The sequence below is a fragment of the Shimia sp. NS0008-38b genome (assembly GCF_040370365.1).
In the GTDB taxonomy this organism is placed as follows: domain Bacteria; phylum Pseudomonadota; class Alphaproteobacteria; order Rhodobacterales; family Rhodobacteraceae; genus Shimia.
Window position 1 is genome coordinate 939028 of the sequence record NZ_BAABWQ010000003.1, and the last position, 14198, is coordinate 953225.

Genomic DNA, 14198 nt, shown 5'->3' on the forward strand with positions numbered 1-14198 from the left:
TCATCTCGGAAACGATGGGAAGGGGCAAGAATGGAGATCCTTGGCATTAATTTCTGTCGTTGAAAGAGAGCCGGAAAGGGTTAACACTCTGAAATGAAGTCTCTTATGAAAGGTGACCGTAGTCATGCATTTGGATTGGAGCCATGTTCAAATTCAGTTGAAAGACCTGGGGTGTTACTCCGGAAAAGTTGACGGAATCCGAGGACCTCAGACCAAAACCGCGATCCGAACCTTTCAGAAACGCATGGGACTAGAAGACGATGGCGTCGTGGGTGAAAAAACACGGACCGCTTTGAACGCACACTGTTCAATTCTGGATTGTTCGGTTTCAACTGCTGCCGAGCTTGTGAAAGTTTCATATGCCGTCAAGAAGAAGGGGCTCAATGAAATCAATAAGTCCCTGAGAAAACAACATGGTCTTTGGATTGTAAGTCAGTGTCCTGTGCCAGGAGTTGAGGCCTACATGCTCAACAACAGGTGTTTGTTGGTTCCAGGAAGTAATTCATTTTGGGACTATGCGAAGTTTAATCTACGCCTGTTAAATTTCGGAATGCCGCGGCTTACTCTGAGATTGAGTAAGCGCGATCGGCAGGACGACAAGAATACTGTCCGGGCTGATTCTGGGATTGTCTGGCACCAGGGTTTCTTCACGCATGCGCACCATATCAACAAGTGGATTGGTTCGGACCCGGCCAATTGGCCACGACTGATTGTAGGACATTCTCTTGGCGCGGCCTCCGCTCAGATCCTGTCCACGATCTGGTCCACACCTTCAATCGGTTTTGCCGCGCCTCGAATTCGCAAGTCAGCCGTGCCGTCTAAGTATAGGAACCTGTCTTTATCTATTTGTAGAAACGACGACCTCGTGTGCCGTTTCCCTCGTGGCTTTAAACGGATGGGGGAGTCCAGAATTCTCATTCACAAATCTCCGGCAAAGGGACTAAACCACAAAATGTCCGCGTATATTGACGCAATGCAAAACAGAGTCTCCGGTTTGGATATTCCGAGACGATGGGATCCTTAACTGGATGGCACGGGGGATTGGATCTCTTATTCAAACCGTGGCGAAAACTGGTATCTGCTGTGTTACACGAATATTGCCCAATCTCGGGCGAAGCACGCATATTGCGGTTTTAAAACAGGAAGAAGTTGATCGGAGCAACCTGACCAAATCTTCTCCGAGCCAACCATGAGTTCCTCATCCACCCGCTTCTCAACCAGAGTAAACGTGCCCTCGAAACCTTCGAAGCAGACAGGTTGCTGATTTTACTGTGCAGGTCAGAGGTGTGATATTCGCGGATGTCAGAACTTCGGCGACCTTCAACTGTGTAAGATCATAACCGTGAAGCTTGCTGCCGATCTCCATGCTGAGGGGAGCAAGGTCACGATGGTTGTCGGCAATCTCGCATACCGCCCCGATCCCACCTTCCTCCTCGGAAGTCAGTTTCCTGTTGTTGCGGGAGCTTGATGTGCTTGAAGGGTACCACAAGAATACAGCAGCTTGAGAATTGCAGAGCTTCTCTGCAAGATCACGTAGACGTCTGCTTTGCAGAATTCCATCATTCGGTTTCAGTCCAGCCAGAAGTGCCTTGGGTTGTCGATCAGCTTTGTGACACCAAGTTGAGCCATCGCTCTGCGTAACTGGAAAAGCGCCGATTTCTTGGTTTTTGGATTGAAAAGCTGCTCCCAGATTTCGCCGGCTTGTCAATCAACATTGCGGCGCCAATACTGGTTCCAGTCTGTGACAGCGCGGCCTCGACGCGGCCTTCGCGGAGCGAATTGAGCATACCTAAGTAGTCTGAGTTTCTCGCAAATGGGCCTTCGACGATGATCTTTCTTCCACCGCCAGTCAGGTCAAGGCAACAATCAGTCATCAATGCAAGATAAAGAGAGAGCGCGTAGATGCGTTGACCATCCGTCTCAGGCGGGGCAGACCACTGCATCTTCTTTCCGGGGAATGGCCCGCTGCCCGCTACCACAGACGGCAGCAGCATAATCTGTTTTTTGTGCACCTGATCGCGATCCCGATCCGTGGGAATCACGTCTGAACCGTTGCGTATGATTTCGTATTCTCTCCCCCCCATAAACCGGGCGGAAGGCACTGGTTCACCTAGAGCATTTACATTGATCAGGGTGTCTCGTTGGGCATCCAGTTGCGGTGCCCGCTTGCCGCCCAAGGTCATGCAAACCACCCAAGTTCCCGTAGAGACAACGGAGATCGACTGGGAACCCTGATTGAGATACGGCACCAAAGATGCGTTGCTATCATGAATGCCACAAACAACCGGCGTATCAGGCGAGAGGCCGGTAGTTCGACTGACGGTTTTGTCCAAATTTCCCAGGTCATCAGAGGACTTCCGTGATGGGGCAAGTTTATCTGATATCCCCAACTGCGCGACCAGAGACGACGGCTTTCTGTCCCATGGGTTCCAAAGATCGGTGTGGCATCCAAGTGATGTTACATCGCAGGCGAGATTTCCAGTCAGCCTATACCCCCAATATTGCGGGTAAGTGATCACGTGTTTGGTGCGGTCCAAAAGCGTTGGATCGGTGACAAAGAGCCAATGCAACTGCGCCCCGACATTGAGGCCGCCCGGCAATCGAGGCGATCCGGTTTCCGAGAAATCCGGCCGTATCTGATCATAGACATCTGCCAAGCCATCAGGCCCGTCGTGCTCGTAGTCTAACATCGGACACGCCAGCGCACCGTCTTCGTCCAGCAGCACGATGGAGGCGCCGTGCGTTGTTACAGAAATGGCGTCAACACCGTGTTGGGCATGAAACGCGGCGAGGTTTTCAAGAAAGAACGCCCAATGTCCCTCCAAATCAAAATGCGGATAGGGCGGCCCGGCAAAGACTGTGTTGGGGCGCGTTACCACGGCCAATTCGGTCATAGTCGCGCCATCGACCAACGCGAGCTTGGCGTTGGTCTTACCAACATCGATCACAGCAATATGGCGAGGGTTTTCAGGCCGAGTGGTCATGGCATGTGAAACACTTGTTGGAGATCGACTGCAACAGGGCGGTTGTCCGGATAAGTGTTCATAAGATCGGCCATATGAGCCCACCAACGCTTCATGACCGGATGATCTGGCAAGGCGTCCATTGTGTGGTCCTTGCGTCGCCACAACACGCCAAACAGCTGATTTGTTTCTGCGTGAAAGTGAATGGAGTAGTCCTCTACGCCAGCCTCCTTAAGAAGCACAACAAGTTCCGGCCAGATATCATCATGGCGCTGACGGTATTCATCCAATTTACCGGGGTGAAGCGTCATACAGAAAGCATACTTTTCCATCAGCTCAGCCTCCTTTCTTGCGACATATGGCCCAGAGTCTTGGCAGTGCAATGACCCCGATGAGCAGGAGGCCAATGAAGATCGACATCACAATGCCTGGCACATTGAGCAGGCCAAGGCCAAATGTCACCAACCCCATGACAAAGGCGGCAATAACGACCCCAGGAATGGAGCCGGAGCCGCCAAGGATATTGACCCCGCCCAGAACAACCATGGTAACCACCTCAAGCTCCATGCCCGAGGCAATCGAAGGCCGCGTGGATCCCAGTCGCGAGGTTAGACAGATTGCCGCCAGGCCCGACATCAAGCCAGTCAGCAAAAACAAGGTCATCTTGACGCGGTCAACACGCACGCCAGAGAAAAGCGCGCCGGTCGCATTGTTGCCTGTTGCATACACCATTCGGCCAAAATTGGTTTTGTGTAGAACCACACCAAAGATCATCGCCAACAAGACGAATATGACAAATTCGACGGAAATCACCCAGAAAACATAGCCTTGTCCGAACCACGAAAAGGAGCTGGGATAGCCGCGAAATGCGCCGTCCCCTAGGACAATGTAGCTGATGCCCCGAAACAGGCTCATGGTACCGATGGTCACTACGATCGAGGGCAGCCCCAGTTTGGTCACCAGCGCCCCATTGAACGCGCCACAAAGCAAGCCCGTGGTTAGACCGACCAAGACCAACATTGGGGTGCCCGCGCCCAATTCCATGGCGACGCCCATGGCGGTTGAAGCCAAAGCGATTATGGCCGCTACCGACAGGTCAATTTCGCCAGAGATGATCAACAAAGCCATTGCGAAGGCAATCATCGCCTTCTCTGTGAAATTGAAGGTGGCATCCGACAGGTTCCACGCATTGAGGAAGTAGGGCGAGGCCAGCGAGTTCACGATAAATATCGCGATCCCGACAGTCAGCAAAAGACTTTCCCAGCTGACCAACTTGTCCTGCAATGGGGATCGCAACCGGTCAGGGATGTGGCGGGAGGCGTTTTCAGTGAGACTCATTGTGCGTGCTCCGCAGATTTCAGAATGACGCGCCCCTTGGAGCGTCCGGATTGGGCGTTAAACGCGACCGCAATGATGATCGCCGCGCCGGATATTGCGAGCTGCCAAAATGGCGAGATGTCGACAACAGGCAGCGCATTTTTGACCACACCAAGAAACAAGGCCCCCAGAAGCGTGCCGACAACCGTGCCCGCACCTCCGGCAATGGACACTCCGCCAATCACGCAGGCCGCAACCACATCAAGTTCAAAACCTCCCGCAATGTCGACGTAGGCCACCGAGTATCGCGCAACCCAAAGATAGCCCGTCAAGCCAGCAAGCGTTCCAGAGATCACAAAAGCCGCGAATTGAGTCTTGCCGACGTCGATGCCAGTATAAACTGCCGCGTGAGGATTGCCGCCAACTGCATATATGGACCGCCCCAACGTAGTGCGCGCCATAAGCACGAGCATAACACCGAACACCAGAACCGCGATCCAACCGAGCACAGGCATGCCAAGGATGTCAGCCCGAGGAAATCCGGTAAAATGCGGGCTCATTTCGTGCGCGTTGATCCATTTGCCTTCGGTCAGCAAGAAGATGATGCCGCGAAAAATGGTCATTGTGCCAAGCGTGACCACAATCGGAGGAATATTAAGTTTCCAGACCAAAATGCCATTGATCGCCCCCAGTATCGCTCCCATTGAGAGCGCGACCACCAGAATGACCGCTACTGGAAGATCGGGAGCCGCCACGTTGATCATTGCGCAAACCATGCCTGTTAAGGCCAAATTCGCTGCTACTGACAGGTCGATACAGCGGGTCAGGATCACCGCCATCTGGCCCATCGCCAGAATCATCAGCGGCGATGTGTCTGTGACTACTGCGACAAGGTTGCCGGGCGCGACAAAGGCGGGAAAACGCGTCGCCACAACAATGAGCAGACAGAGAATTGCGCCAAAGAGGATCGCCTCACGGGATTTAAGTGGACTCATACCGTGTCTCCTTGCACCCGAATGCCGACTGCGTGGCGTACCAATGTCTCAGGGCTAAGATCATCGCCTTGAAGTTCGACAGCCATTCGGCCTTCACGCATAATAATCACCCGATCCGACATGCCGAGAATTTCGGGGATTTCAGAGCTTACCATGATCACCGACAGTCCTAGGGCGGCCAGTTCGGACATAAAGTCATGCACCGCCGCTTTGGAGCCAATGTCGATACCTTTGGTAGGCTCATCGAGAATGATAACTCGCGGCTGTGTCGCGAGCCATTTGGCAATCACCACCTTCTGTTGGTTCCCACCGGAAAGCGCACCTACGTTTGTGTCCAACGACGCCGCCCGCAGATCCAGCCGTTCTGTATACTCACGTGCCAACGCAAACTCTTCGGCCAATTGGATAAACCCCTCGCGTGACGTTTTTTGCAGTGATGGCAAGGTGACGTTTTGAAAGATCGGCATGTCCAGAATGGCACCCTGCTTGCCGCGATCTTCGGGTACGTAGACAATACCGGCTTTAATGGCGTCGGCTGGCGAGCGGATCACACGCACCTTGCCGTCAATCCGCACCGCGCCTTTGGATGGCCGTGTGATCCCAATCAGCGATTGCATGAATTCGGACCTACCTGCACCTACAAGCCCGTAGAACCCAAGGATTTCTCCGCGTCGAAGCGTGAAATTTATGTCTTCAAACTCTGTTGGGTGGCTGTAGCCAACGACCTTCAGCAGCTCGTCACCGATCTCAGAACGGCGTTTGGGGAACAGTTGTTCTACGGCACGCCCGACCATCATTTGAACCAACTCAGCCTCTTTGACGCCGTTGATTTTGCCCGCACCCACGAATTGTCCATCACGAAACACAGTATAGCGATCAGCAATCCGGAAAATCTCGTCAAACTTGTGGGAGATGAACAAGATCGCCTTGCCTTGCGCCTTCAAAGTATCGACCAACTCATAGAGCTCTTCGATCTCGGTTTGGCTCAATGCGGCAGTTGGTTCGTCCATGATCACAACACGCGCCTCAACAGACAAGGCGCGGGCGATGGCGACCAAGTGGCGCGACGCAATCCCTAAGTCTTTGAGCTTCACGCTGGCATCAATTGGAGCACCGATCGAACTAAGAATTTCGGTGGTTTTGGCCTGCATAGCCTTGGTGTCGATCAGGCCAAACCGGTTTTTGGGCGCGTGCCCGATATAGACGTTTTCCGCGACGGTCAATTCGTCAAACAACACGGTTTCCTGGTGAATAGCCGTCACCCCGGCATCCGCAGCATCCTGCGGTGTTGCGAAATGCACAGGCTGGCTATCAAGCATAATGCTGCCGTCATCGGGCTGGTAAATACCAGTTAGCGTTTTCACAACCGTAGACTTTCCGGCCCCGTTTTCGCCAATCAATGCAGTCACTTCGCCCGCGTAGAGGTGTAATTCAACGCCATTCAGCGCTTTCACCCCTGGAAATGTCTTGGTGATATTGTCCAGAGACAGAACCGGTGAGATTGCCGGATCAGCACTCTGTTCGCTCGCCTGATTGGTCATTTGCGCAGCCCCGTCGCAAGGCCCATCAAGGACCCAAAGTTCATTTGGAAAAAGGGCGACGTAAATGGAACGCCGCCCCTTTTCTTGGGAGTGATCTTAGAAAATTTCTTTGAAATCATCGATGTTGCTGGAGTCATAGACAAACGGGTCGGCCATGGCCGCAGCATTTGTGTCGTCCAACGTGATCGTGCCCATGCGGCCGATCGAGATTTCCGCACCGGGCGCGGAAGTGGCCGCTTCGGTCGCCAACTGATGCGCCAGCATGGTTGCAGAGTAACCCAAATCGATTGGGTTCCAGATCGCGAAGGACTTGGACGCACCGCTTTCGATGGCACCAGCCATTTCAGATGGCAGGCCCAGACCTGTCACGTTGACCTGACCAATTTTTCCAGCATCCGCAACCGCTTGCGCAGCTGCTACGATGCCAACAGAAGTCGGTGCAATGATTGCATCAAGCTCGGGGTGGGACTGCATCAATCCGGTCGCTTCACGGTAAGACTTGTCCGCAAGGTCGTCACCGTACACGGTGGAGACAACTTCGATGCCGCCATAATTGCCCATCACCTTGTTCATTTCATCGATCCAGATGTTCTGGTTCGTAGAAGTGGTGGTTGCCGACAGCACAGCGACTTCGCCACCATCCGGAAGGTGATCTGCGGCAAGCTTGATGATCATGTTGCCGATCAACGCGTTAGACGATGGATTCAAATGTGCCTGACGACCATCTTCCGCAACGCCCGAGTCCCAAGACACCACCGTAATACCGCGTTGCATGGCCTTCTTGAGAGTAGGAACCAGCGCGTCGGTGTCATTGGCGGATACGGCAATGGCGTCCACTTTCTGTGCGATCAAAGAGTTGATGACCTCAATCTGACCTTCAGCAGTGGTGTCGGTCGGACCGGTGTAGATGATTTCCACACCGCCAATTTCCTTGGCAGCTTCTTCTGCGCCCTCTGCGGCGGCTTCAAAAAATCCGATGCCAAGTGCTTTAACAACCAACGCGATCCGCATGTCGTCTGCGGCCGCAGGTCCGGCGAACAAGCCCGCAGCCACAGCTACGGATGTCATGAGTTTGGTAAATTTCATTGGGTTTCCTCCCTGGTTCCCCTAAATTTACGGCTCGCCGTCCCCTCCAAGAGCACTACGACACCGCCTCCTCCTTCGAAGCGCCAACCGGCACCACGATCAGTTTGATGTCCGCTGACTCCACCATCGCAGCGGAGCGGTCACTGATCCCGTCGTCGGTGATCAGAACATCGATGTCTTTGAGCGGACACAGCACGAGGCTGGAGCGCTCTTCAAATTTTCCGGAATCGACCAACAGGACAACTTCGTCAGCCTGTCCAATCAGTTTTTGCTCGGCCTGAATGATCAGCGGATCTGCTTCCATCACTCCAAGTGGACCAACGCCTTGCGCCCCCATGAACATGCGACGCGCGTAAAAATTGCGAGTCACATCATTATCAAAAGGCGACAACACAATGTTTTGCTCGCGATAGATCACGCCGCCCGACATAAGAACCGTGTTCTTGGAATTCTTCAGAAGGTGCTCCGCAATCGGGAACGAATTGGTGAAAACCTGACATCGGCGTGTCGCAAGTGGGTGTACCATTTGAAAGGTTGTGGTGCCGCCATTGATAATGATCGGCTCCCCTTCGTCACAAAGTTCCACCGCCCTGCGTGCAATTGCTTGCTTTTGCGCGATATTGATTGCTTCATTGACTGCAAATGGCCGACCTGCAAGGCCGGGCAGTTGATTGGGGTGCAGTGCCTCGACGCCACCACGAACGCGGCGCAGTTTCTTGGCTTCGTGCAATGCGGAAATATCCCGGCGAATTGTCGCCTCGGACGCGCCGGTCATACTACATAGGTCCAAAACCGTCACCACCGGACGGTCCTGAACTGCGGACAGTATGATCCTGTTGCGTTCCTTTTCGTGCATCACTTTCCTCCCGTTGACGCTGACGATGCCGCAGACATCCAATCATTGTCAATCACTAATTGTCATTTATCTTCATTTCACGGTCCATAATGATCATTTGTGATTGTTTGTGATTGACATTCTGTCGCAACACACTCAATCTCTGACCAAATCTGATTGAACTATCTGTGGATCGGGAGGAGATCACAATGACAACCGAAGCAAACCGGCTTGTTTCTCTTTGGGACGAGGCAAAGGCGGCCAGCATGAGCGAGCCTGAGAAACTTCTGTATCGCTCTAATTTGCTTGGGTCTGACAAGCGCGTCACCAACTATGGCGGCGGCAACACCTCTGCCAAAGTTTTCCAAACCGATCCTCTTTCAGGCGATAACGCTGAGGTTCTATGGGTCAAAGGTTCAGGTGGAGACGTCGGCTCGATTAAGATGGATGGATTTTCAACACTCTACATGGACAAACTGCGTGCGTTGAAGAGCAAGTATCGCGGTGTTGAATTCGAAGACGAGATGGTCAGCTACCTCCCCCACTGCACGTTCAATCTGAACCCGCGAGCTGCCTCGATCGATACGCCACTGCATGCCTATGTCCCAAAGGCACATGTGGATCATATGCATCCCGATGCGATCATCGCCATTGCAGCTTCCAAAGACAGCAAAGCCATGACGCAAGAGATTTTTGGTGACGACATTGGATGGCTGCCTTGGAAAAAGCCGGGCTATGAGCTGGGCCTGTGGCTAGAAAAATTTTGCCTCGAAAACCCGGACGCCAAAGGAGTTGTTTTGGAATCTCACGGCCTATTCACATGGGATGACGATGCCAAAACATGTTATGAGCTGACGTTGGACATCATCAACAAGGCCATCGCCTACTTTGATGCCAAAACAGCCAACGTGCCGGCCTTTGGAGGAGCAATCCACGAAAGCCTTGCGGCCGTCGAGCGTCGCGACATTTCCGCCAAACTCATGCCTGCGATCCGTGGGTTTGTATCCGGTCAGCAGCCAATGGTTGGTAACTTTGTTGACTCCGAAACCGTTCTTGAATTTGTGAATGCCAAAGACATGCCCACACTCGCTGCCTTGGGTACGTCCTGTCCAGACCACTTCCTACGCACAAAAATTTGCCCATTGGTGGTCGACTTTGATCCGGCCCAAAACAACATCGACGCGGTCCTGCAAGGGCTAGAGGCACAGATCGCCAGCTACCGCGAGGGCTATGCAGCTTACTACGAGCGCTGCAAACGCGACGACAGTCCGGCTCTGCGCGATCCAAACGCCGTGGTCTATCTCATTCCTGGTGTCGGCATGATCACCTTTGCCAAAGACCGCGCCACAGCGCGAGTCTCGGGCGAATTCTACGTCAATGCGATTAACGTTATGCGCGGCGCCGCGGCGGTGTCTGATTACTGCGGCTTGCCCGAACAAGAAGCTTTCGACATTGAATACTGGTTGCTTGAAGAGGCAAAACTTCAGCGCATGCCAAAACCCAAGAGCCTTGCCGGTCAGATTGCGCTTGTCACGGGCGGCGCAGGCGGCATTGGTGCCGCAACAGCGGAACGCTATCTATCTGAAGGTGCTTGCGTGATGCTGGCAGATATCAACGAAGAAAGCTTGTCGGCAACTTACGATAATCTGACAAAACGATATGGCGTGGATGTTGTGCGCACTATCGTCATGAACGTTACAGATGAAGACGCTGTGGCTGCAGCTTATGCCTATACATCTGTTGAATTTGGAGGCCTGGACATTCTGGTCTCGAATGCCGGCATCGCATCTTCAGCACCGGTGGAGGACACAACCCTCGATTTATGGAACAAAAACATGGACATCCTGTCCACCGGTTACTTCCTCGTGTCGCGTGAGGCATTTAAGATCATGCGATTACAGAACATGGGTGGCTCTATCGTTTTTGTCGCCTCAAAAAATGGTCTTGCGGCATCACCCAATGCCTCGGCGTATTGCACCGCCAAAGCCAGCGAAATCCATTTGGCTCGCTGCTTGGCACTTGAAGGTGCCGAAGCCGGAATTCGGGTGAATGTTGTGAACCCTGACGCAGTGCTGCGCGGCTCTAAGATCTGGGAAGGCGAATGGCTTGACCAACGGGCAGACACATACGGTACGGATAAGGAAGGTCTTGAGGAGATGTACCGGAACCGCTCTATGCTGAAGCGGTCGGTCCTGCCCGAAGACATTGCCGAGGCAGCTTATTTCTTTGCGTCAGACAAATCGGCCAAGTCGACCGGCAATATCATCAACGTGGACGCCGGCAACGTGCAGGCCTTTACGCGTTAAAATATCTGTATGCGGTGCCTTGTGGAAGGCACGTGCAAACCCTTCGGGAGGATACCATGTTTGATTTGAATGTGATCGAGGCCGAGAACGCCAAACTTGAGCATGATCTGGCCAAAGACTTTGAAAGTCTTGGCGAAAGGCTGGATCGACGGGGCGTGGACATTCATGCACTGGTGACCAAAGCGCAGGGGTTTGGCGTTGCGGTTCCCTCCTGGGGCACAGGCACTGGTGGCACCCGTTTTGCCCGCTTTCCCGGCGGCGGAGAGCCGGCAAATATATTTGATAAACTGGACGATTGCGGCGTTATCCACGCTCTGACAAAAGCGGCACCTTCCGTCTCACTGCACATACCTTGGGACAAGGCCGATCCCGCCGATTTGCGCGCTAAGGCAGTTCAACACGACCTGTCCTTTGATGCGATGAATTCCAATACGTTTCAGGATCAGTCAGATCAATCACACTCCTACAAGTTTGGCTCCCTGTCACACACTGATGCGGCCACCCGGGCACAAGCGGTGGAACACAATCTGGAGTGCATCGAAATCGGCAATCAGATCGGCTCAAAAGCCCTGACGGTATGGATTGGCGACGGTGCAAACTTCCCGGGCCAGACCCATATGGGGCGTCAATTCGAGCGCTACCTTGGCTCCATGAAAGAGATCTACGCAGGGCTGCCGGATGACTGGCGGCTGTTCTCAGAGCACAAAATCTATGAGCCTGCCTTCTACTCAACCGTGGTTCAGGACTGGGGCACGTCTCTGTTGACCGCACAGGAACTTGGCGACAAGGCAATGTGCCTCGTAGATCTGGGCCACCATGCGCCCAACGTGAACATAGAGATGATCGTTTCGCGCTTGATCCACGCGGGAAAACTTGGTGGCTTTCACTTCAACGACAGCAAATATGGAGACGATGATCTCGACAGCGGAACAATTGATCCATACCGCCTCTTTCTTGTGTGGAACGAGTTGGTCGACGCCGAAGGCACGCCGGGTTTGGATTTGGCGCATATGATCGATCAGTCCCACAATGTGACCGACCCGATCGAAAGCCTGATGGTATCCGCAATAGAAATCCAACGCGCGTTTGTTCAGGCCAGCCTCGTCGATCGCGAAACCTTAGCTGAATATCAATCTGACAATGACGCTCTCATGGCGTCAGCAACTTTGAGAGCCGCGTTCCGCACCGATGTGGACCCGATTTTGGCCAAAGCACGTCAACTTGCCGGAGGTGCAATTTCGCCGGTGATGACCTTTCGGGCCTCCGGATATCGCAAAAGCGTGACTGCACGCCGACCCAAGGCGAACGGAGCGGGCGGCGGTATTGTCTGAAATAGGGGCGGTCATGGAACAAGGTGTCGTGATCGCTATTTCTGTGAGCCCCTCAGAGGCTCCGAGGATGGTCGACTTTGAAAAATGGCACTGCCGCCGAGCCTGCCTTAGGATGGCACAAGGGCGCGTTTTTGCACTCTAAGGGGCAAACCGCTCCTATGCCGACCAAGCAGCCATTGAAGGCAACCCTGTGCGCTCTCAATTTTGTCACTGATGGACTGGCGCAACCATTGGAGCGGCGCTGCGGCGGGTTCAGCCTGTGTTACGGCGTAAGGCTGTGAGGATTGGCTTTAGTCGGGAAGGGAAAGCTGGGGTCAGGGTGATTGAGATAAGCGCGTGAAGTAACGACTATGCTGAGGGCAAAAGAAACCCCGCAGGCAATTGCGGGGCTTCTTTGTGCGTAAGGGCAGTTATGTGGAGAAAGTCGACATAGCCTCAATAATCGCCATACTCCCTTAAGTGCGAAAGCGCTTGCTGAAGGTAATCATACTTAAGAGTGGACTTGAAAAAGGTAACATGTGATCTACCGCAGCTGGTTTCTATGCGCGAATTCCTCGGAGTAAATTGTAGAGTTACACAAGTAAAGTTCCGACACTAATTGTTATCAGAAGTGCCCCGATCAGGGCGCCGAGTTGTTTCAGGTAAAACGCGCTAGCCTGCATGGCCCTACAGAATTTCCCCAAAAAACTGTGCTGAAAATCATTTTCCTTGTTGTTTGCCGCGTTGGATGCCGCAAACCAGCCAAAAACGTACTGCGCATAATCCAACATGACCACCACACACCCTAGCAAAGTGGCTACAATGGTCCGACTTTGCCACTTTGGGTCAAGCTGCGAAAACAAATCGGCTTTATCTGAAACTAGTGCAAGGCCAAGGGCCGCGAGCGCAAAACCGATATACCTCGATAACTCGCTGATCTTTTCTGAGAAGAAGTTCTGGTTCTCTCTTTGATTTTGGCGTCTTTCTGCTGGTGTCATTGTTTCACCGCTTTTTGGGGCCGCGTGGTCCACCCCACCCGTCATCAGCCGATGCAACTCTTTCCTTGAGTGCTTTTGAAATAGTCATTTTTACGACTTTGTCAGCTTCCTTTCTAAGAGCTTCGCCCGTCGCAGGATTGCGCGCCATTCTTTCAGGTCGTTCTCGCACGTAGATCTTCCCGATGCCGGGAAGTGTTACGGCCCCGCCACCCGCAATTTCCTTGGAAATAACCTCAACTATTGCGTCGAGTGCTTCGCTAGCCGATTTTTCATCAGTTCTTAATTCTTCTGCCAGCGCAGCTATCAACTGTGTTTTCGTCAATGTATTTGCCAATTCACATCTCCGCTTTAGTGCAGACTTCTTTGATCAATAAATGACCGAGGCAGAGCCCAGAGTTCTTCAAACAACTAATCGTTGCGCTAACGTTGGCTGATGTTGGCTAAATTTTCAAGACTCTGCGTGCGATGCATGATGACTAGCTGAGGGCGCGCGCTATTGCTATGCACAGTGGCAGAACTCCAGGATCGGCGGATAGATCCTGTCGCAGCCGCGCCGCTGTCACAGTATTCCTTTTAAGATGAACCGCGAGGTCGCGAAACAACCATGCGCGGCACGAAGAGGAATGAACAAAAAAATTGAGCTATTGTTTGCCGCTCTCTACATTTTATCAGGCATAGAGTCCCAATTCATTGGCTGTCAGCACTGACAGTGCATGTTGCGCTTTCTCACAAGTTGGCAAGCGGGCAGTTGGTCGAGCTTTAGGGTCTCACAAACATGACTAGCCCCTCGGAACGCGATTTATGGCGCTGAGGGGTTGGGTTTGTTTTCTGTTGTTTGCGCTCCCAT

At 53.1% G+C, this 14198-nt stretch carries 12 protein-coding genes; 3 read left to right on the forward strand and 9 right to left on the reverse strand.

The window, feature by feature from the left end:
* Positions 1-124: 124 nt before the first annotated feature.
* The gene (locus ABWV47_RS16655; RefSeq protein WP_353313830.1) at positions 125-1024 is read left to right on the forward strand and encodes a peptidoglycan-binding protein; all 900 of its coding nucleotides are present in this window, start codon (positions 125-127) and stop codon (positions 1022-1024) included.
* Positions 1025-1601: 577 nt separating this feature from the next.
* On the opposite strand, the gene ABWV47_RS16660 is transcribed toward ABWV47_RS16655, so the two are convergent.
* The 7 genes from ABWV47_RS16660 to ABWV47_RS16690 all read right to left on the reverse strand — a co-directional run bounded on the left by ABWV47_RS16660 (position 1602) and on the right by ABWV47_RS16690 (position 8758).
* The gene (locus ABWV47_RS16660) at positions 1602-2984 is read right to left on the reverse strand and encodes an FGGY-family carbohydrate kinase (RefSeq protein ID WP_353313832.1); all 1383 of its coding nucleotides are present in this window, start codon (positions 2982-2984) and stop codon (positions 1602-1604) included.
* Positions 2981-3295 carry an L-rhamnose mutarotase gene (rhaM, locus tag ABWV47_RS16665; RefSeq protein ID WP_353313834.1) on the reverse strand — a complete coding sequence of 105 codons (315 nt, stop codon included), beginning with the start codon at positions 3293-3295 and terminating at the stop codon, positions 2981-2983. The genes ABWV47_RS16660 and rhaM overlap by 4 nt, the downstream gene beginning before the upstream one ends.
* A 4-nt stretch (positions 3296-3299) precedes the next feature.
* The gene (locus ABWV47_RS16670; RefSeq protein WP_353313836.1) at positions 3300-4301 is read right to left on the reverse strand and encodes an ABC transporter permease; all 1002 of its coding nucleotides are present in this window, start codon (positions 4299-4301) and stop codon (positions 3300-3302) included.
* Positions 4298-5275: an ABC transporter permease gene (locus tag ABWV47_RS16675; RefSeq protein ID WP_353313838.1), complete on the reverse strand. Its 978-nt coding sequence runs from the start codon at positions 5273-5275 to the stop codon at positions 4298-4300. The genes ABWV47_RS16670 and ABWV47_RS16675 overlap by 4 nt, the downstream gene beginning before the upstream one ends.
* Positions 5272-6816, reverse strand: coding sequence for a sugar ABC transporter ATP-binding protein (locus tag ABWV47_RS16680; RefSeq protein ID WP_353313840.1), 1545 nt, complete (start codon positions 6814-6816; stop codon positions 5272-5274). The genes ABWV47_RS16675 and ABWV47_RS16680 overlap by 4 nt, the downstream gene beginning before the upstream one ends.
* Before the next feature lie 96 nt (positions 6817-6912).
* Entirely contained in the window at positions 6913-7902 is a 990-nt protein-coding gene (rhaS, locus tag ABWV47_RS16685) for a rhamnose ABC transporter substrate-binding protein (RefSeq protein ID WP_353313842.1), read from the reverse strand.
* A 55-nt stretch (positions 7903-7957) separates the two neighbouring features.
* Positions 7958-8758 carry a DeoR/GlpR family DNA-binding transcription regulator gene (locus tag ABWV47_RS16690; RefSeq protein ID WP_353313844.1) on the reverse strand — a complete coding sequence of 267 codons (801 nt, stop codon included), beginning with the start codon at positions 8756-8758 and terminating at the stop codon, positions 7958-7960.
* A 188-nt stretch (positions 8759-8946) separates the two neighbouring features.
* Between ABWV47_RS16690 and ABWV47_RS16695 the strand changes: the two genes are divergently transcribed.
* Positions 8947-11043, forward strand: a complete 2097-nt coding sequence (locus ABWV47_RS16695) for a bifunctional rhamnulose-1-phosphate aldolase/short-chain dehydrogenase (RefSeq protein ID WP_353313846.1) — start codon at positions 8947-8949, stop codon at positions 11041-11043.
* 56 nt (positions 11044-11099) lie between these two features.
* On the forward strand, positions 11100-12374 hold the full coding sequence (gene rhaI / locus ABWV47_RS16700; RefSeq protein WP_353313848.1) for an L-rhamnose catabolism isomerase: 1275 nt from the start codon (positions 11100-11102) through the stop codon (positions 12372-12374).
* 572 nt (positions 12375-12946) lie between these two features.
* On the opposite strand, the gene ABWV47_RS16705 is transcribed toward rhaI, so the two are convergent.
* Positions 12947-13396: a hypothetical protein gene (locus ABWV47_RS16705; RefSeq protein WP_353313850.1), complete on the reverse strand. Its 450-nt coding sequence runs from the start codon at positions 13394-13396 to the stop codon at positions 12947-12949.
* A complete protein-coding gene (locus ABWV47_RS16710; RefSeq protein ID WP_353313852.1) occupies positions 13356-13685 on the reverse strand; it encodes an HU family DNA-binding protein in 330 nt (109 codons plus the stop codon). The genes ABWV47_RS16705 and ABWV47_RS16710 overlap by 41 nt, the downstream gene beginning before the upstream one ends.
* Between the last annotated feature and the right edge of the window lie 513 nt (positions 13686-14198).